The organism is Thalassobaculum sp., from assembly GCF_965223715.1.
Lineage (GTDB): Bacteria > Pseudomonadota > Alphaproteobacteria > Thalassobaculales > Thalassobaculaceae > Thalassobaculum.
This window is the reverse complement of record NZ_OZ245012.1, coordinates 4,540,495-4,557,677: the sequence shown is the minus strand read 5'-3', so window position 1 is coordinate 4,557,677 and position 17,183 is coordinate 4,540,495. Positions and strand designations below refer to the sequence as shown.

Below are 17,183 nucleotides of genomic sequence, written 5' to 3'. Positions count from 1 at the left end.
TCAAATAGCTTTCGCGATCATCGTATTGATGGAGTTATGACCACCCCAGGCTCTTTTGCAGGTTTTCTTTTCCGCTAAACTCAGATATCTTGATGCATAAAGTATGGCGCTGCGAACATACTCCGACTGCTCACCCTCGTATGACGTTCGGACCGCCCGTTTCTGGACTGCGACGCCGTGCTTGGCTGCAAAAATGGCAGCCATTGCCCGCGTCTCCTTAGCGACTCGCGGGTTGTGTAGCCACTGAATTGCAGTGTTTATCGTCGACCGTTCAACGGTTCGCGCTTGGATCAGAACTGCGAGTAGGAACATCCTTTGGTAATCTGACACTGTTTCGTCAGCGACAAGTCCTTCCAGTGCCTCGACCACATCCACATTCGCGCGAACAAATGTGGAGATATAAGAGAAGTAAAGACGCGTAAGATGCGGTTTCTCTTTCAATCTCTCCAGAACATATTCGACAGCCGAGTCAGAGGCTGCAGAGCGCAAAATTGGTAAACAAAACCTCTCTATTTGGTCTTCATGATCGGGATAATGTCCGATATTCTCCATGAGACGTTCGACCGCGGCATTTCCAATTTCACTTTCAGTTTCCCCATCTTCGGACTCCTCATGCTCCTCCCATTCCACTTCAAAAGCATATGGGCTAGCACGCCTATACGCCTCATCGTCCTCGACTTCTCCACGAATCTCATCAAATAGACGATCGATAGCCGTTTCCTCTTGTATCACATCCTCCGCCCTCAGGATTCTCGACTTATACTCATTTAAGTGAAGGCCATCCTTTCTCAGCGTCTCGATCAATTCAGCGAGACCTTGGCGAGCCTCCGATTCAGACGCAAACCCCATATAAATATCGTCAACGTAACGTGCCGACAGGATACCCACGAGTTCGCAATACGCGTCAAAATCACTCAAGAAGAAGTTGCCAAGCGCATCAGAAGGGTAAACTCCCTGGATAATACCGAAGGAATTCCTTTCCCTGAAAGCCAGCATCATCTCCTCGAGTAGGTTGACTACTTCTGGCACACACCCTGCCGCCGTCATCAAATTAACTAAATGATGCTGTGGCAGCCGCTCGAAATAGTGAGAAATATCAGCCTTTAAGATGAAAGAACTATGGTCGCAAATCTCAGCGATCCGGTCCTGGAAATGCTCCCAGGATACGTGATTTGGCTCGAACATCTGTCCTTCGTCATCCGACGGGATATGACTGAAAGATCTCTGCCGATCCAGGCTCTCCTCCAACTCGTCCATAACGTGGTCAACAAGCGCCTGATAGAGGAACCGGTCTGCAGGGCGAAGTATACTACCCGGCCGAGTGAAAAAGCGCTCCTTCGGCACGCTCATTGTGACCGGAAGTTCCGGTTGGTAGGTTCCCGCAGCAAGTTGTTGCTTGAGTTGCTCCCATAAATCGTCGCCTGATCGGTTAATTACTGCGTTGTAGTGCGGAGCTAGGATGAAGTCGCTACGGATATCGGACTTCAAATGAGCGATAACGCTATCGTGGTCGATTGCCCGAATTATCGATCTATCTAACCCCGGCATGCCGCCCCCCCTCTTGAAGACAAACTGCAGTCGTATTTAGGATTGATTTATCTGTCTAAAACATCAAAATTCGAAGACTTGATCAGTCGCAGCTTTGCCAGCTTAGCGCATCACGCAAGCTGACATATTATTCAATTTCCAGTCGATAGAGCAACGTGTGTTTCTGGCGCCTGGAGGAGAAGACTATCTGGCTCACTCCCCTTGATCCACATCAACCCCACACCCCTCGTGGTTGTGGCACCTTCCCCCCGCGCTTATGTTTAACGTACGGGCCAGGACGGCCCGGTCTGTGATATTCCCCGCGCCGCGGCCCAAGGCTCGCGGGCGCGCACCAGTCCGAGACGGACGACTGACAGAGCAGAACTCGTAAGAGACGATCCAGGAGGAGAGACCCGATGACCGAGGTCGTGATCGCCGGAGCCGCCCGTACCCCGGTCGGCGCATTCAACGGAAGCCTGAGCAGCGTCGCCGCCAGCTATCTGGGCGAGGTCGCCATCCGCGCCGCGCTGGAGCGGGCCAAGACCGAGGCCGGCGAGGTCGACGAGGTGGTGATGGGCCAGATCCTCACCGCCGCCGCCGGCCAGAACCCGGCCCGCCAGGCCGCCATCGGCGCCGGCATCCCGGTGGAACGCACCGCCTATGGCATCAACCAGCTCTGCGGCTCGGGCCTGCGCACCGTGGCGCTCGGCTACCAGGCGATCAAGCTCGGCGACGCCGAGGTCATGGTCTGCGGCGGCCAGGAGAGCATGAGCCAGGCGCCGCACGCCCAGTACCTGCGCGCCGGCCAGCGCATGGGCGACCTGTCGCTGATCGACACCATGATCAAGGACGGGCTGTGGGACGCCTTCAACGGCTACCACATGGGCAACACCGCCGAGAACGTCGCCGAGAAGTTTCAAATTACCCGCGACGAGCAGGACGCCTTCGCGCTGGCCAGCCAGCAGAAGGCCGGTGCCGCCATGGCCTCGGGCCGGTTCAAGGACGAGATCGCCCCGGTCACCATCAAGTCCCGCAAGGGCGAGACCGTGGTCGATACCGACGAGCATCCGAAGCCCGACACCACCGCCGAGACGCTCGCCAAGCTGCGCCCGGCCTTCCAGCGCGACGGCGGCACCGTGACCGCCGGCAACGCCTCGGGCATCAATGACGGGGCGGCCGCCCTGGTGCTGATGTCGGCGGCGAACGCGTCGAAGCGCGGCGTCACCCCGCTCGCCCGCATCGTGTCCTGGGCCACCGCCGGTGTGGATCCGGCGATCATGGGCACTGGCCCGATCCCGGCCAGCCAGCGCGCCCTGGAGAAGGCCGGCTGGTCGAAGGACCAGCTCGACCTGGTGGAAGCCAACGAGGCCTTCGCCGCCCAGGCCTGCGCGGTGAACAAGGGCCTGGCCTGGGATACGTCTAAGGTCAACGTGAACGGCGGCGCCATCGCGCTCGGCCACCCGATCGGCGCGTCCGGCGCCCGGGTGCTGGTCACCCTGCTGCACGAGATGCAGAAGCGCGACGCCAAGAAGGGCCTCGCCACCCTGTGCATCGGCGGCGGCATGGGTGTCGCCATGTGCGTGGAGCGCGACTGACCTCCCAGGGACCGGCACGCGGGGCGGGACGGAACCGCGCCGCCGTGCAACCATGATGAACCAACGGCGTTGACGGACGGGGTGCGCCCGTCAACGCTCACAAAAGCCAACGCGGCCGCTCAATGCCGCGAGGACCGAACAGGACAGGACAGGGAGGGACAGCATGGCACGTGTAGCACTGGTTACCGGCGGAACCCGCGGCATCGGCGAGGCGATCTGCGTCGCGCTGAGGGACGCCGGCTGCAAGGTCGCCGCGAATTACGGCGGCAATGACGAGCGGGCGAAGGCCTTCACGTCGCGCACCGGCATCCCGGCCTTCAAGTGGGACGTCTCCGACTTCGAGGCCTGCAAGGACGGCATCGCCCAGGTGGAGAAGGAGGTCGGCCCGGTCGACATCCTGGTGAACAACGCCGGCATCACCCGCGACGGCACGATCCACAAGATGAGCCACGACGCCTGGCAGGCGGTGATCGACACCAACCTCGGCTCCTGCTTCAACATGTGCCGCAACGTGATCGAGGGCATGCGGGCGCGGAATTTCGGCCGGATCGTGAACATCGGCTCGATCAACGGCCAGGCCGGCCAGTACGGCCAGGTCAACTACGCTGCCGCCAAGTCCGGCATCCACGGCTTCACCAAGGCGCTGGCCCAGGAGGGCGCACGGGCCGGCATCACCGTCAACGCCATCGCGCCGGGCTATATCGACACCGACATGGTCGCGGCCGTGCCGGGCGACGTGCTCGACAAGATCAAGGCGCGCATCCCCGTCGGCCGTCTCGGCGACGCCTCGGAGATCGCCCGCGGCGTGGTGTTCCTCACCGCCGACGAGGGCGGCTTCATCACCGGCTCCACCCTGTCCATCAACGGCGGCCAGCACATGTATTGAGCGGCGGTCCGCGCGACCGTCTGGCGGCCCGTCTCCCCGCGAGGCGGGCCGTTCGTATTTCAGTCCATCACGTTTTCGTGGCGCCCCGGTGACCGGGCGGCCGGATTGATCCATATTCTGCGCCATGAGTGACGACGCCCGCATCGCCGCCAAACGCGCCAAGCTGGTCTCCGAGAAGGAGCGCTGGGCCAGGGAGAACAAGCAGTTCGGCAAGCCCGACGCGCCGTCCGGAAGGCTGCCGCGCGGCCAGCACCTGGTGCGCGACTGGCCGGTGCTGGATCTTGGCACCCACCCGAACATCCCGGCCAAGGACTGGACGCTGCGGGTGGAGGGGCTGGTCGACGTGCCGACCACCTTCGACTACCGCGAGCTGTCGCTGATCCCGCGCAGCGAACGCACGGTCGACATCCACTGCGTCACCTCCTGGTCCCGACTGGGCGACACCTTCGCCGGCGTGGCGACCCGCGACCTGATCGCCGAGGTGCGGCCGCGCGACGCGGCGAAGTTCGTGCTGATCAAGTCCTTCGACGGCTACACCACCAACCTGCCGGTCGAGTACCTGCATGAGCCGGACAGCCTGATCGCCACCCACTGGAACGGCGCCCCCCTGACCCGCGAGCATGGCGGGCCGGTGCGGCTGGTCGTCCCCGCCCTGTATTTCTGGAAGAGCGCCAAGTGGATCCGGTCGATCCGTTTCGTCGAGCATGACGTAAAGGGGTTCTGGGAGTCGCGCGGCTATCACATGCTGGGCGACCCGTGGAAGGAGCAGCGCTATGCTTAGACCTCTGACGCGCGCCCTCGCGGCGCTGGCCATGCTGACGGGAGCCGCCCTGATGGGAACCGACACGACCGCCCAGGGCGCCACGCCCCAACCCGCCGGAACCGGCCCCGCCCACCAGTTCAGCTTCACCTCGATCGACGGCGCGCCGATGTCGATGGCGGATTTCGCCGGCAAGGCGGTGCTGGTGGTGAACACCGCCTCGCGCTGCGGCTTCACCCCGCAATACGACGCGCTGCAGAGCGTGTGGGAGACCTACCGCGACCGCGGGCTCGTGGTGCTCGGCGTGCCGTCCAACGATTTCGGCGGCCAGGAGCCGGGGACCGAGGCGGAGATCAAGGCGTTCTGCGAGACCAATTTCTCCGTCGACTTCCCGATGACCGAGAAGCAGGTGGTGGTCGGCGCCGGGGCCCATCCGTTCTACCGCTGGGCGGCGGAGGCGGGCGGACCGGACAAGGTGCCGGGCTGGAACTTCCACAAATACCTGATCGGCCCGGACGGGCAGTTCGTGGCGGCGATCCCGACCCGGGTGTCGCCCACCGATCCGCGCGCGATCGAGACGATCGAGAAGGCCCTGCCGAACTAGACCGGCGCCACCCCCCGCGCTCACAGCAACAGGTTCGACCATGCGTTCCACTCTCCTGCGGGCCTCGATGATCGCCCTGCTCGCCCTGGCGGCCCCGTCCGTCGGTTTCCCGGTCGCTGCCATGGCCCCGTCGCCGACCGATCAGCCGACCATGATGGAGGATCCGGAACTGGAACGGGCGATCGCCCTGGTCTGGGCCGAGGAGTTCGCCGAGGCCGAGCCCCTGCTCCACGCCGCGCTGAAGCGCAATCCGAAGAACCCGGACGGCTGGAACTATCTGGGCTTCGCCACCCGCAAGCTCGGCAAGTTCGACGAGGCGCGGGAATACTACTTCAACGCCCTGCGTCTCGACCCGGAGCACCTGAAGGCGATGGAGTATCTGGGCGAACTCTACCTGCAGACCGGCGAGCCGCAGCTCGCCCGGGACCTGCTCGACCGCATCACCGAACTCTGCCCCGCCGCCGAGTGCGAGGAGCGCGACCAGCTCGCCGCCGCGATCGAGAAGCACGCCGCGACGAACTGACGCCTATCCCCGGTGCCGCCCGGCCCGGCTCAGTTCGTGGGCCGGCACCACGGTGTCCAGCACCCAGCGGGCGAGCGACGCGCCCTTCAGCCCGTCGATCCGGGGCACCAGGCCCGGCCCGTGCAGCCCCCGCTCGATCTCGTGCTGGCGCACCAGATGGCGGTAATAGCTGATGATGAAGACCCGGGTCGCCGAGGTCAGGCCGACCGAGCCGCGCCGCAGGTCGATCTGCGTGCACAGGCTGTTGATGGTGACCCCTTCGGTCCTGGCGATCTTCTCCAGCGAGTCCCACATCTGGGGCTCAAGCCGCATGCTGGTCCGCTTGTTGCCGACCGTCACATTCCGGCTTTCCAGGATCGAGGTCTTGTCGGTCTCGGATGACAAAGCGAACTCTACGCTCGTGGAACGCGCAAATTGCATGCAATTTCTAAGTGCAATATAGCAATGGCATGGCTCTCTATATTTCGCAACCATTAAACGTTATTTTTCTCACATAACTATTTTCGGTTGCTCACCTCGCTTCTTCCGGAGTACGCAGGACCAGGGCGAGGGCGTGCACCCGCTCGCGCAGCTCGGCGGCCAGCACCTCGTGCACCAGACGGTGACGCTGCACCCGACTGGCCCCGGCGAAGGCGGCGGACACGATCGTGACCCGGAAATGGGTTTCCCCTTCGGGCCTGGCCCCCATATGACCGGCGTGGAGGTGGGATTCGTCGACGATCTCCAGGGCGGTCGGTGCAAAGGCGTTTTGCAGCTTGTCGTGCATGGTTTCGGCGATGGTCATGTATGGACTTTCCTTTCGGGCGCGCTAGGGTCGGAGATCCGGTCTTGTTACACGCCTATGGAGCAGATGGGCACACCAATGCCGAAGGCCAATCCAGACTCTTTCCTGGAGGATTTCGCACCGCGCAAACCGGCAGTGCGGGTCTGCGACCATCCGGGCTGCGGCGAGGAGGGAACCCATCGCGCGCCCAAGGCCCGCAACCGGCTGAATGACTATTACTGGTTCTGCCTCGACCATGTGCGCGAGTACAACAAGGCCTGGAACTACTACGACGGCATGAGCGATAACGAGGTCGAGGAGGATATCCGCCGCTCCACGACCTGGAACCGCCCGTCCTGGCCGTTCGGCACCATGAAGCCGGGCCAGGGGCCGCGCCGCCGGGTCAACGATCCGTTCGGCTTCATGGACGACGACGAGGAGGGCGGGGAGACCCGCCGCCGGCAGCCGGCCGACACCGCCGAAGGCAAGGCAGCCGCCGTTCTCGGGCTGGAACCGCCCTTCACCCTGGAGCGGCTCAAGGCCCGCTACAAAGAACTGGTCAAAAAACACCATCCCGACGCCAATGGCGGCGACAAGGCGGCGGAGGAACGGTTGAAAAGTATCAACGAGGCCTATACGACTTTGCGTCGGTTTCTAAGTTAAGGCTCATAGAGCTACGGTATCCCTTCTGTGGAGCATCGGCTCCCCACTCCCGAGAGACAGGATCTCGTCCATGACGAACGACAGCGTCATCGAGCGTAAGCCCGCCCACCCGCTCCTCCAGCCGGACATGAAGGTCTCGGCGCGGGAGGTGTTCGGCCTCGATATCGACCTCGAACTGCCGGCCTTCAGCGAGCCGAGCGAGTACGTCCCCGCGAAGGACGACTCCTACCTGTTCGACCATGACACCACGCTGGCCATTCTCGCCGGCTTCGCGCGCAACCGCCGCGTCATGATCCAGGGCTACCACGGTACCGGCAAGTCGACCCATATCGAGCAGGTGGCGGCGCGCCTCAACTGGCCCTGCATCCGCGTCAACCTGGACAGCCATGTCAGCCGCATCGACCTGATCGGCAAGGACGCGATCGTGCTGCGCGACGGCAAGCAGGTGACGGAGTTCCGCGAGGGCATCCTTCCCTGGGCGCTGCAGAACCCGGTCGCCCTGGTGTTCGACGAGTACGACGCCGGCCGCGCCGACGTGATGTTCGTCATCCAGCGTATTCTGGAAGTCGACGGCCGCCTGACCCTGCTGGACACCAACAAGGTGATCACGCCGAACCCGTATTTCCGCCTGTTCTCGACCGCCAACACGGTCGGTCTCGGCGACACGACGGGCCTCTATCACGGCACCCAGCAGATCAACCAGGGCCAGATGGACCGCTGGAACATCGTCACGACCCTGAACTACCTGCCGCACGACGCCGAGGTGAACATCGTGCTCGCCAAGAGCCCGACCTACGCCACCGACGAGGGCAAGCAGATCATCTCCAAGATGGTGGCCTGCGCCGACCTGACCCGCGCGGGCTTCATCGCCGGCGACATCTCCACGGTCATGTCGCCCCGTACGGTGATCACCTGGGCCGAGAATGCCGACATCTTCGGCGGCGACGTGAACCTGGCCTTCCGTCTGACCTTCCTCAACAAGTGCGACGAGGTCGAGCGGACGATCGTGGCGGAATACTACCAGCGCTGCTTCGGTGACGAGATCACCGAGCTCGGCATCAAGGCGGCCGAGTAAGTCAGCCAGCGAGGACATCCATGAGGAGCAACCGCGCGCCCGACGATCCGGCGTTCGAGGACTTCAAGCGGTCCACCGCCGCCTGCCTGCGGGCGATGTCGGGGGAGATCGAACTCGAGGTCACCTACGGCGCCGAACATGCGACGGCGGCGGGCACCCGTGCCCGCCTGCCCTCGCCGCCCAAGGACATGGATCCCGCCGCGCTGGCCCGACTGCGCGGCGAGGCGGATTCCATGGCCCTGCGCCTGAAGCACCATAACGACGAAGTCCATGCCCGCTACGCCCCCCAGGGCCAGGCGGCGCGCGAGATCTTCGAGGCGATGGAGCAGGCCCGGGTCGAGGCGATCGGCGCGCGGCGGATGGACGGGGTGGCCCACAACCTGTCCGCCATGCTTGACGACAGCTTCCAGCGCAAGGGCCTGGACCGGGCCGAGAAGGACGATGTGTCGCTGGTCGACGTCATGCGCCTGATGGCGCGGGAGTCGATGACCGGCGAGGCGCCGCCGGAATGCGCCCAGCGGGTGATCGACCTGTGGCGACCCTGGGTGCAGTCCAAGGCCGGCGCCGACCTGACCGACCTGGTCAAGCATGTCGAGGACCAGAGCGCCTTCGCCAAGCTGGCCCGCCAGCTCATCACCGATCTCGACCTGGATGTCGGCGACGAGGGCGTGGCCGATGACGACCCGAGCGAAGCCGAGGGCGAGGACGAGGGCGGCGACGTCGACGAGACCAGCGACGGCGGCACCCGCGGCACCACCGAGGACGGCGACGAGAGCGAGAGCATCCCGTCGGACATGCAGGCCGGCGACGAGAGCGCCGAAGGCGAGGATGCCGAGGAGATGGACCTCGAGCCGGGCTCCGGCGATGAGGAACCGGCCAATCCGGGCTCGCCCATGCATCCGAACATGGACGGCCGCAACTGGCAGGACCAATCCTACCGTGCCTACACCACCGAGTATGACGAGGTGGTGCAGGCCGACACCCTGTGCGACGCCGACGAGCTGACCCGCCTGCGCGCGCTGCTCGACCAGCAGCTCAGCCACCTGCAGGGCGTGATCGGCAAGCTGGCCAACCGCCTGCAGCGCCGCCTGATGGCGCAGCAGAACCGGTCCTGGGACTTCGACCTGGACGAGGGCGTGCTGGATGCCGGCCGCCTGTCCCGCGTAGTCACCGCCCCGCTCTATCCGCTGTCCTACAAGATGGAGAAGGACACGGACTTCCGGGATACGGTGGTCACCCTGCTGATCGACAATTCCGGCTCCATGCGCGGCCGGCCGATCACCATCGCGGCGATCGCCGCCGACATCCTGGCCCGCACCCTGGAGCGCTGCGGCGTGAAGGTCGAGATCCTCGGCTTCACCACCCGCGCCTGGAAGGGCGGCTCGGCGCGCGAGCGCTGGATCTCCTCGGGCAAGCCCCAGGGACCGGGCCGTCTGAACGACCTGCGGCACATCATCTACAAGTCGGCCGACGCCCCCTGGCGCCGGGCCCGCAAGTCGCTCGGCCTGATGCTGCGCGAGGGCATCCTGAAGGAGAACATCGACGGCGAGGCCCTGATGTGGGCGCATAACCGCATCATCGCCCGGCCGGAGGAGCGCCGCATCCTCATGGTGATCTCCGACGGCGCGCCGGTGGATGACAGCACGCTTTCGGTGAACCCGGGCAACTACCTGGAGAAGCACCTGCGCGATGTCATCAAGTATATCGAGTCGCGCTCTCCGGTGGAGCTGGTGGCCATCGGTATCGGCCATGACGTGACCCGCTATTACCGGCGCGCGGTGACCATCGTCGATGCCGAGCAGCTCGGCGGCACGATGATGGAGCAGCTCGCCTCGCTGTTCGACGAGGACAGCAAGGGCGGCGCTTCCGGCGGACGCCAGCGGGCCGGCGCCCGGCTCTGACCGCTCCGCCTCGATCCAAACCAGGCGTTGCCCGGGTCGGATAAGACCTTGGCAACGCCTTTCTTTCGCCACGGCCTTGGGTCACACTCCCCGCTCTTTCAGACTGTCGGGTGACAGAGGGACGCGGTGGTTCGCTTTGAGAACGTCTTCATGCGCTATGACGGAGGCCCCGTCATCCTGCGCGACGTGTCCTTCGACCTGGAGCCGGGGTCGTTCCACTTCCTGACCGGCGCCAGCGGCGCGGGCAAATCGACCCTGCTGCGGCTGATGTATCTCGCCACCCGCCCGGTCTCCGGCCAGGTCAGCATGTTCGGGCGCGACATCGCCAAGGTGACGCGCAAGGAACGCCCCGCCTTCCGCCGCCGCATCGGCGTGGTGTTCCAGGACTTCCGCCTGCTGCCCCACCTCTCCGCCCTCGACAATGTCGCCCTGCCCCTGCGCATCGCCGGAACCCGTGAGTCGCTGATCCGCGAGCATGTGCCGGAGCTGCTGGCCTGGGTCGGGCTGTCGGGCCATCTCGACGCCCTGCCCGCCACCCTGTCCGGCGGCCAGCAGCAGCGCATCGCCATCGCCCGCGCCGTGATAGGCCGCCCGTCCCTGCTGCTCGCCGACGAGCCGACCGGCAACGTCGACGACCGGATCGCCGTGCGCCTGCTCTATCTGTTCGAAGAGCTGCACAAGATGGGCACGACGGTGATCATCGCGACCCATAACGAGAGCCTAGTCGACCGGTTCGACCACCCCCGCCTGCATCTGGAGGATGCGCGGATCACCCGACGCGCACCGTCCAGCCTGCTGCGTCGTCCGCCGCCGCGGGCCAGCACGCCGCACTCCTCGGTGGCAGACCCGCGATGATCGGCCATTCCGACCTGGCGCTCGGCCGGGATTCCTCCACCCGCTTCCTGCCCGGCCTGCTCGCCGTCATGGTCTATCTGGCGGCCCTGGCGACGGTCGGTGCGCTGGCCGCCCGCGGCTTCGTGGCCGACTGGGACGAGCGGCTGTCCGGCGCGGCCACGGTGCAGATCCCGCCGGTGGACGGGCTCAGCCAGCAGGAGCGGCTGGACTCGGTCCTGCGCCTGCTGGGTGTGACCCCGGGCATCGCCTCGGTCGAGCCGATGCCGCCGAAACAGTCGGCCGCCCTGCTCGCCCCCTGGCTCGGCGCCGAGCTGGCCGAAACCCTGCCGCTGCCCCTGCTGGTCGACCTGCGGCTCGACCGCGGCCAGGACGTCGATCTCGACAGCCTCGCCACCCGCCTCGACAACGCGGCACCGGGCACCACCCTGGACGATCACGGCCGCTGGCTGGCCGAGGCCCGGGCGCTGGGCAATTCGGTGGCGATCGCCGGCACCGCGATCCTCGTCGTGGTGCTGCTCGCCGCCGTGCTGGCGGTGATCTTCGCGGTGCGCACCGGCCTGTCGGTACACCGCGAGGAGATCGAGATCCTGAACCTGATCGGCGCGCCCGACCGCTACATCGCCCGCCAGTTCCAGTGGCATGCCGGGCGCCTCGCCCTCTATGGCGGCATCGCCGGCGCCCTGCTCGCCGTGGCCAGCATCATCGGCCTGCAGATCGGCGTCGGTCAGTGGTCCGGCGAAGCGGCGGAGATCGGCGTCTCCAGCATCACCGCGCTGGTGCGCATCGGCTGGACCGAATGGCTCGCCCTCATCCTTCTTCCCCCCGTCACCGCTGCGATCGCCATGGCGACCGCGCGCGTGTCGGTTCAGACAGCCCTCGCCAGGATGGCCTGAAATGGCACGACGCAATCGTTTTCGCAGCGCCCGCGCGCAGGAAAGACGCTTGGGGGGCCTCGGATGGCTGGCCCTGCTGGCCATCATCGCGCTTTTCGTCGTGTGGACCGTGGGCCTGGTGCGGTTCGTCGACCGGCTGCCCCGCGCCGCCGAGGCGCAGCCGCAGAAGGCCGATGCGGTGGTGGTGCTGACCGGTGGCAGCCGCCGCGTGGATGAAGGGGTCGCCCTGCTCGAGGCGGGGGCGGCGCCGGTGCTGTTCGTCAGCGGCGTGGACGAGCGGGTCGACGGCAAGGGCATCCGCTCTCTGCTGGACGACGGCGACACCCGCCTGCCGGACAAGCTGATCGACTGCTGTCTGGTGCTCGGGCACGGCGCCAGCGACACCATCGGAAATGCCCGGGAATCCGCGATCTGGATGGCGGTCGGCGACCGGGAATCGATGCTGCTGGTGACCTCGAACTACCACATGCCTCGGGCGATGCTGGAGTTCGCCCATGCCATGCCCGACGTCCGGATCACCCCCCACGCGGTGATCCCGCCGGATGTCCGGCTTGACCACTGGTACCGGTACCCCGGAACCCTGGCGCTCCTCGCCAACGAGTATTCCAAGTATCTGTTCGCCACCGCCCGCGTCACCGTGGCCGGCTGGTTCATGGCCGTGGCGAGTTGAGGCCGCGGCTCAGGACGTCACGATGCGGTGGTGCGGCAGGTCCACCGTCACCGTCGTGCCCTCGCCGGGGCGGGTATCGATCTCCAGGCTGCCGCCATGCAGATGGACCAGGTGCCGGCAGAGCGGCAGACCGATGCCGAGACCCTCATGGCGCCGGTTCATCGGGCTCTCCACCTGTTCGAACAGTTGCAACGAGGCCTGGACCTGGCCCTCGGTCATGCCGGGACCGGTGTCCGAGACACGGATGCGGACACCCCCGTCCTCCTGGCGGCGCTCGGCCGCCAACGCCACCGTCCCCTGGTCGCCGGCGGCACGGATCGCGTTGAGCACGAGGTTGATCACCACCAGCAGCAGCCTCTCGCGATCGCCCCGGATCGACGGGAGTTCTTCGGAAAGTTCGACGCAGATCCCGCTCTCCGGCGCCATCATGGCACCCTCGACCGACCGGACCGCTTCCTCCAGCATCGCCTTCACGTCGATCTCGGACTCCTCGAGGATCAGCCCGCCGCTCTCGGCCTGGGCGACCTCCAGCAGGGCGGTGACCAGACGCAGCAGATGGCGCCCCCCGCCCTGGACGAACCGGACATAGCTGCGGGCGGACTCCGTCGGCTGCTGGTGTTCCAGCAGGTCGGCGAACCCGATGACCGCGTTCAGCGGCGTGCGCAGCTCATGGCCTATCACCGCCAGGAAGTTCGTCTTCGCCTGGTTGCCGGCCTCCGCCCGGTTCAGGGCGTCGCTCAATTCCGAGGTGCGCTCGTCGACCCGGCGGCGGATTAGGGCGTTCTGGTAGATCAGCAGGCAGACCGCCAGTCCGACCAGCAGGCTCAGCATCGAGCCGCCGATCCCCAGCATGAGGGCCGGCACCGTGTCCACCCCGCCGTCGAAACTCGGCAGCAGGCTCCACTGCAGGTTCCAGCGGGCCTCGCCATGGGTGAACCGGTGCTCGAAGGTGACGACCGCCTCGCGCGGCGGCTCGGTCACGCCGCGGACGATTTGCGGTTCGGTGTCGAACTCCCAACTGCCCGGATACTCCAGCAGCCGCATCGACAGGCCCGGCAGTTCCCAGCGGATCATCCGCTCGAACAGCTCGTCGACCTCCAGGAAGCCGACCAGGAGACCCTGGGTGACACCGTTCGGGGCGGCGACCGCGAAGGCAATGAGCCGGCGGTCGTCGATCACGAATGTCGGGCTCATCACCACGCTTCGATCCAGCCGGGCGGCCGATAGCGCCATGGAGCGCAGCGGGGCGATCGCCGCAAGGTCGGCGCCGCGATGGAACTGGGAGTGGCTGCGGCTCGCGAGCAGCACCGGGAAATGACTGGCCGCCGGGGGTGCGGGCTTGTCCAGACGGCCCGGCACGGTCAACCGAGTGCTGTGGCGTTCCTCGTGATCGGCCCGTTCGCTGTCGTCGATGATCGCGGCGAAGGCGAGGCCAGACAGGGTCACGCTCAGCCCCTCGGAGTAAAGACCGGCCTCCGCACTGGCGAGTTCACCGGCATCCACGAACTCCGAACTGTAGAACAGCGTGGCCAGCGCGCGGATCTGGGCCTCGAGCTGCAGCAGTGCGCCGTCGACGGCGGTGGACAGATCGAGCGCCTGGCTGCGACCGCGTTCCATCCAGGTGCGGTGGCTGTATTCCGCGAGGCGCAGGGCGCCGAGGATCGAGCCGGCGACGCCGAGGAGGGTGAGCAGGAGGACAAGCGCGACCGCGCCCAGGGAAACGCCTCCGCCGAGCGGACGGTCGGCGTCGAGCGATCTCGGGCGTGCCTGATCTGGCTTGCCTGGTTCCCGTGACACGTGCGTTGCCGGGCCGACTGTCGGCCTCCCCCCTCAGATTCTTGTTTAACAGAACGTGCTACGCCCCAATTGTTAAGAACGCCATAACGCAGAGCGGCCGGGCCGGTACGCCTGCCGGAATTCTTGTCTGCCGGACACTATCGAGATAGACTGATGAGCTTGCGTCAGAACCACTACATGTAGGATTCGATGAACGATCTCGCGCCGATCAGTACGCAGATCTGGGACATGAAGTACCGCCTGAAACAGGGCGGATCCGCCATCGATGCGACGATGGAGGACACCTGGACACGGGTCGCGAACGCCCTGGCGCAGGCCGAGAAGCCGCGCGAGCGTGCCCAGTGGTCGGCGAAGTTCCGCGAGGTGCTGGAGGGCTTCCGCTTCCTGCCCGCCGGCCGGATCGTCGCCGGTGCGGGCACCGGGCGCCAGGTCACCCTGTTCAACTGCTTCGTCATGGGCACCGTCCCCGACAGCATGGCCGGCATCTTCGACGCGCTGAAGGAAGCGGCCCTGACCATGCAGCAGGGCGGCGGCATCGGCTACGACTTCTCCACGATCCGGCCGAAAGGCGCGCCGGTGAAGGGGGTGGGCGCCGACGCCTCGGGCCCGCTGTCCTTCATGGATGTCTGGGACGCCATGTGCCGCACCATCATGAGCGCCGGCTCCCGCCGGGGTGCCATGATGGCGACCCTGCGCTCCGACCATCCGGACATTGAGGCCTTCGTCGAGGTGAAGCGCGACCCCGTGCGGCTGCGCATGTTCAACCTCTCGGTCCTGGTCACCGACGCCTTCATGCAGGCCGTGGAGACCGACGGCGACTGGGATCTGAAATTCGACGGCACCGTCTACCGCACGATCCGCGCCCGCGACCTGTGGGACCGGATCATGACCGCGACCTATGACGTGGCCGAGCCGGGCGTGATCTTCATCGACCGGATCAACCAGCGCAACAACCTGCACTATTGTGAGACCATCGCCGCCACCAACCCCTGCGGCGAGCAGCCGCTGCCGCCCTATGGCGCCTGCCTGCTCGGCTCGATGAACCTGGCGACCTTCGTGCGCCACCCGTTCGAGCCTGATGCCCGCCTGGACGAAGACGCGCTGGCCGAGGCGGTGCCGCTCGCCGTGCGGATGATGGACAACGTGGTCGACGTCTCCCTGTTCCCGCTGGAGCAGCAGCGCGCCGAAGCGCTGGCCAAGCGGCGGATCGGCCTGGGCGTCACCGGGTTGGCCGACGCGCTGATCATGTGCGGCCTGCGCTACGGCTCACCGGAGGCGGTCGCGGCGGTGGAGCAGTGGATGGACGCGGTGCGCCGCCACGCCTACCAGGCCTCCATCGACCTCGCCGCGGAGAAGGGCGCCTTTCCGCTGTTCGACCGCGACGCCTATCTGGCCGGCGAGAGCATCTCGGAACTGGACGACGACCTGAAGGCCGGGATCGCCAAGCACGGCATCCGCAACGCCCTGGTCACCTCCATCGCGCCGACCGGCACCATCTCCCTGCTGGCCGACAACGTGTCCAGCGGGCTGGAACCGGTGTTCAGCTTCACCTACGACCGCACCGTCCTGATGCCGGACGGCTCCAAGAAGGTGGAGGAGGTGAGCGACTTCGCCTACCGCCTGTACCGGCGCCTGAAGGGCGAGACGGCGGAGCTGACCGACGCCTTCGTCGATGCCCAGAGCCTGACCCCGCACGACCATGTGGTGATGCAGGCGGCCGTGCAGAAATACGTCGACAGCTCGATCTCCAAGACCATCAACGTGCCGGAGGACATCGCCTTCGAGACGTTCAAGGACGTTTATCGCGAGGCCTACCGCACCGGCTGCAAGGGCTGCACCACCTACCGGCCGAACCAGATCACCGGCTCGGTGCTCGCCACCAAGCGCGAGGAGCCGGAGCAGCCGGCCCCCGCCGCCATGGAGGGGTCGCCGGAGGTCGTCCATCTGATGCAGCCGCTGGACCGGCCGACGACGCTGCCGGGGGCCACCTACAAGATCAAATGGGCCGACAGCGACCACGCGATCTACATCACCGTGAACGACATCGAGCAGGACGGCCGCCGTCGCCCGTTCGAGGTCTTCATCAACTCCAAGAACATGGAGCATTTCGCCTGGACCGTCGCCCTGACCCGCATGATCAGCGCGGTGTTCCGGCGCGGCGGCGACGTCAGCTTCGTGGTCGACGAGCTGAAAGCGGTGTTCGATCCGCGCGGCGGACAGTGGGTGAAGGGCCGCTACGTCCCCTCCCTGCTGGCCGCGATCGGCGATGTGATCGAGGAGCACATGCTGGCCATCGGCTTTCTGAAGGCCCCGGACTCGGAAAGTGCGGCGCCTCAGGTAGTGAAGCAGGTGATCAATATCGGTGGTGCCCCGGCACAGTGCCCGAGCTGCGGCTCCGTCGCGCTGGTGAAGCAGGAGGGCTGCGACCTGTGCACCGCCTGCGGTTATTCAAAGTGCGGCTGAGGCGCCGTCCCTGATCTCCGTCCGCGGCCGCGCGCCGCGGGCGGAACAGGCGCTTTCCTCAGGCCTGAAATACGACTAATCGACACCAGGTGTGATCTGTTGGATCACCCCATCGGCTGTTACGCACGCCACGCGCCGTCCGCTCCTGTTGCGGCCCGGATCTTGGCCATTAGCGCTGACTGCACGGCGGCGCATCGGGTCAATTAAT

The 17,183-nt window shown here is 66.0% G+C and carries 16 protein-coding genes; 12 read left to right on the top strand and 4 right to left on the bottom strand.

Annotated elements, in window-relative coordinates; genetic code table 11:
- A complete protein-coding gene (locus ACOQOP_RS21070; RefSeq protein ID WP_420563782.1) occupies nucleotides 1-1,548 on the bottom strand; it encodes a reverse transcriptase domain-containing protein in 1,548 nt (515 codons plus the stop codon).
- Nucleotides 1,549-1,943: 395 nt separating this feature from the next.
- On the opposite strand from ACOQOP_RS21070, the gene ACOQOP_RS21065 reads away from it, so the two are divergent.
- The 5 genes from ACOQOP_RS21065 (at nucleotide 1,944) to ACOQOP_RS21045 (ending at nucleotide 5,895) form a co-directional block, all read left to right on the top strand.
- Complete coding sequence (locus ACOQOP_RS21065) at nucleotides 1,944-3,122, top strand: acetyl-CoA C-acetyltransferase (protein ID WP_420563781.1); 1,179 nt, start codon at nucleotides 1,944-1,946, stop codon at nucleotides 3,120-3,122.
- A 163-nt stretch (nucleotides 3,123-3,285) separates the two neighbouring features.
- The gene (gene phbB / locus ACOQOP_RS21060; protein WP_420563780.1) at nucleotides 3,286-4,008 is read left to right on the top strand and encodes an acetoacetyl-CoA reductase; all 723 of its coding nucleotides are present in this window, start codon (nucleotides 3,286-3,288) and stop codon (nucleotides 4,006-4,008) included.
- A gap of 124 nt (nucleotides 4,009-4,132) precedes the next feature.
- Entirely contained in the window at nucleotides 4,133-4,789 is a 657-nt protein-coding gene (locus ACOQOP_RS21055; protein WP_420563779.1) for a sulfite oxidase-like oxidoreductase, read from the top strand.
- Nucleotides 4,782-5,372: a glutathione peroxidase gene (locus ACOQOP_RS21050; RefSeq protein WP_420563778.1), complete on the top strand. Its 591-nt coding sequence runs from the start codon at nucleotides 4,782-4,784 to the stop codon at nucleotides 5,370-5,372. Before ACOQOP_RS21055 ends, ACOQOP_RS21050 begins: the two co-directional genes overlap by 8 nt.
- Nucleotides 5,373-5,412: 40 nt before the next feature.
- The gene (locus ACOQOP_RS21045; protein ID WP_420563777.1) at nucleotides 5,413-5,895 is read left to right on the top strand and encodes a tetratricopeptide repeat protein; all 483 of its coding nucleotides are present in this window, start codon (nucleotides 5,413-5,415) and stop codon (nucleotides 5,893-5,895) included.
- Nucleotides 5,896-5,898: 3 nt separating this feature from the next.
- Here the strand turns inward: ACOQOP_RS21045 and ACOQOP_RS21040 are convergent, their stop codons facing one another.
- Together ACOQOP_RS21040 and ACOQOP_RS21035 are read right to left on the bottom strand one after the other, a co-directional pair.
- A complete protein-coding gene (locus ACOQOP_RS21040) occupies nucleotides 5,899-6,279 on the bottom strand; it encodes a ribbon-helix-helix domain-containing protein (RefSeq protein ID WP_420563776.1) in 381 nt (126 codons plus the stop codon).
- Between the two features lie 127 nt (nucleotides 6,280-6,406).
- On the bottom strand, nucleotides 6,407-6,679 hold the full coding sequence (locus ACOQOP_RS21035; protein WP_420563775.1) for a BolA family protein: 273 nt from the start codon (nucleotides 6,677-6,679) through the stop codon (nucleotides 6,407-6,409).
- A gap of 66 nt (nucleotides 6,680-6,745) precedes the next feature.
- On the opposite strand from ACOQOP_RS21035, the gene ACOQOP_RS21030 reads away from it, so the two are divergent.
- The 6 genes from ACOQOP_RS21030 (at nucleotide 6,746) to ACOQOP_RS21005 (ending at nucleotide 12,715) form a co-directional block, all read left to right on the top strand.
- A complete protein-coding gene (locus ACOQOP_RS21030) occupies nucleotides 6,746-7,321 on the top strand; it encodes a J domain-containing protein (protein ID WP_420563774.1) in 576 nt (191 codons plus the stop codon).
- Nucleotides 7,322-7,391: 70 nt separating this feature from the next.
- A complete protein-coding gene (gene cobS, locus ACOQOP_RS21025) occupies nucleotides 7,392-8,396 on the top strand; it encodes a cobaltochelatase subunit CobS (protein ID WP_420563773.1) in 1,005 nt (334 codons plus the stop codon).
- 20 nt (nucleotides 8,397-8,416) lie between these two features.
- Nucleotides 8,417-10,297 (top strand): cobaltochelatase subunit CobT, encoded by a 1,881-nt coding sequence (cobT, locus tag ACOQOP_RS21020; protein ID WP_420563772.1) that lies wholly within the window; start codon nucleotides 8,417-8,419, stop codon nucleotides 10,295-10,297.
- Nucleotides 10,298-10,423: 126 nt separating this feature from the next.
- Nucleotides 10,424-11,152, top strand: coding sequence for a cell division ATP-binding protein FtsE (gene ftsE, locus ACOQOP_RS21015; protein ID WP_420563771.1), 729 nt, complete (start codon nucleotides 10,424-10,426; stop codon nucleotides 11,150-11,152).
- The gene (locus tag ACOQOP_RS21010) at nucleotides 11,149-12,045 is read left to right on the top strand and encodes a cell division protein FtsX (protein ID WP_420563770.1); all 897 of its coding nucleotides are present in this window, start codon (nucleotides 11,149-11,151) and stop codon (nucleotides 12,043-12,045) included. The genes ftsE and ACOQOP_RS21010 overlap by 4 nt, the downstream gene beginning before the upstream one ends.
- 49 nt (nucleotides 12,046-12,094) lie before the next feature.
- Complete coding sequence (locus ACOQOP_RS21005) at nucleotides 12,095-12,715, top strand: YdcF family protein (RefSeq protein ID WP_420563769.1); 621 nt, start codon at nucleotides 12,095-12,097, stop codon at nucleotides 12,713-12,715.
- Between the two features lie 9 nt (nucleotides 12,716-12,724).
- On the opposite strand, the gene ACOQOP_RS21000 is transcribed toward ACOQOP_RS21005, so the two are convergent.
- Complete coding sequence (locus tag ACOQOP_RS21000; RefSeq protein WP_420563768.1) at nucleotides 12,725-14,512, bottom strand: ATP-binding protein; 1,788 nt, start codon at nucleotides 14,510-14,512, stop codon at nucleotides 12,725-12,727.
- A gap of 189 nt (nucleotides 14,513-14,701) precedes the next feature.
- On the opposite strand from ACOQOP_RS21000, the gene ACOQOP_RS20995 reads away from it, so the two are divergent.
- Nucleotides 14,702-16,975, top strand: coding sequence for an adenosylcobalamin-dependent ribonucleoside-diphosphate reductase (locus tag ACOQOP_RS20995; RefSeq protein WP_420563767.1), 2,274 nt, complete (start codon nucleotides 14,702-14,704; stop codon nucleotides 16,973-16,975).
- Nucleotides 16,976-17,183: the final 208 nt, after the last annotated feature.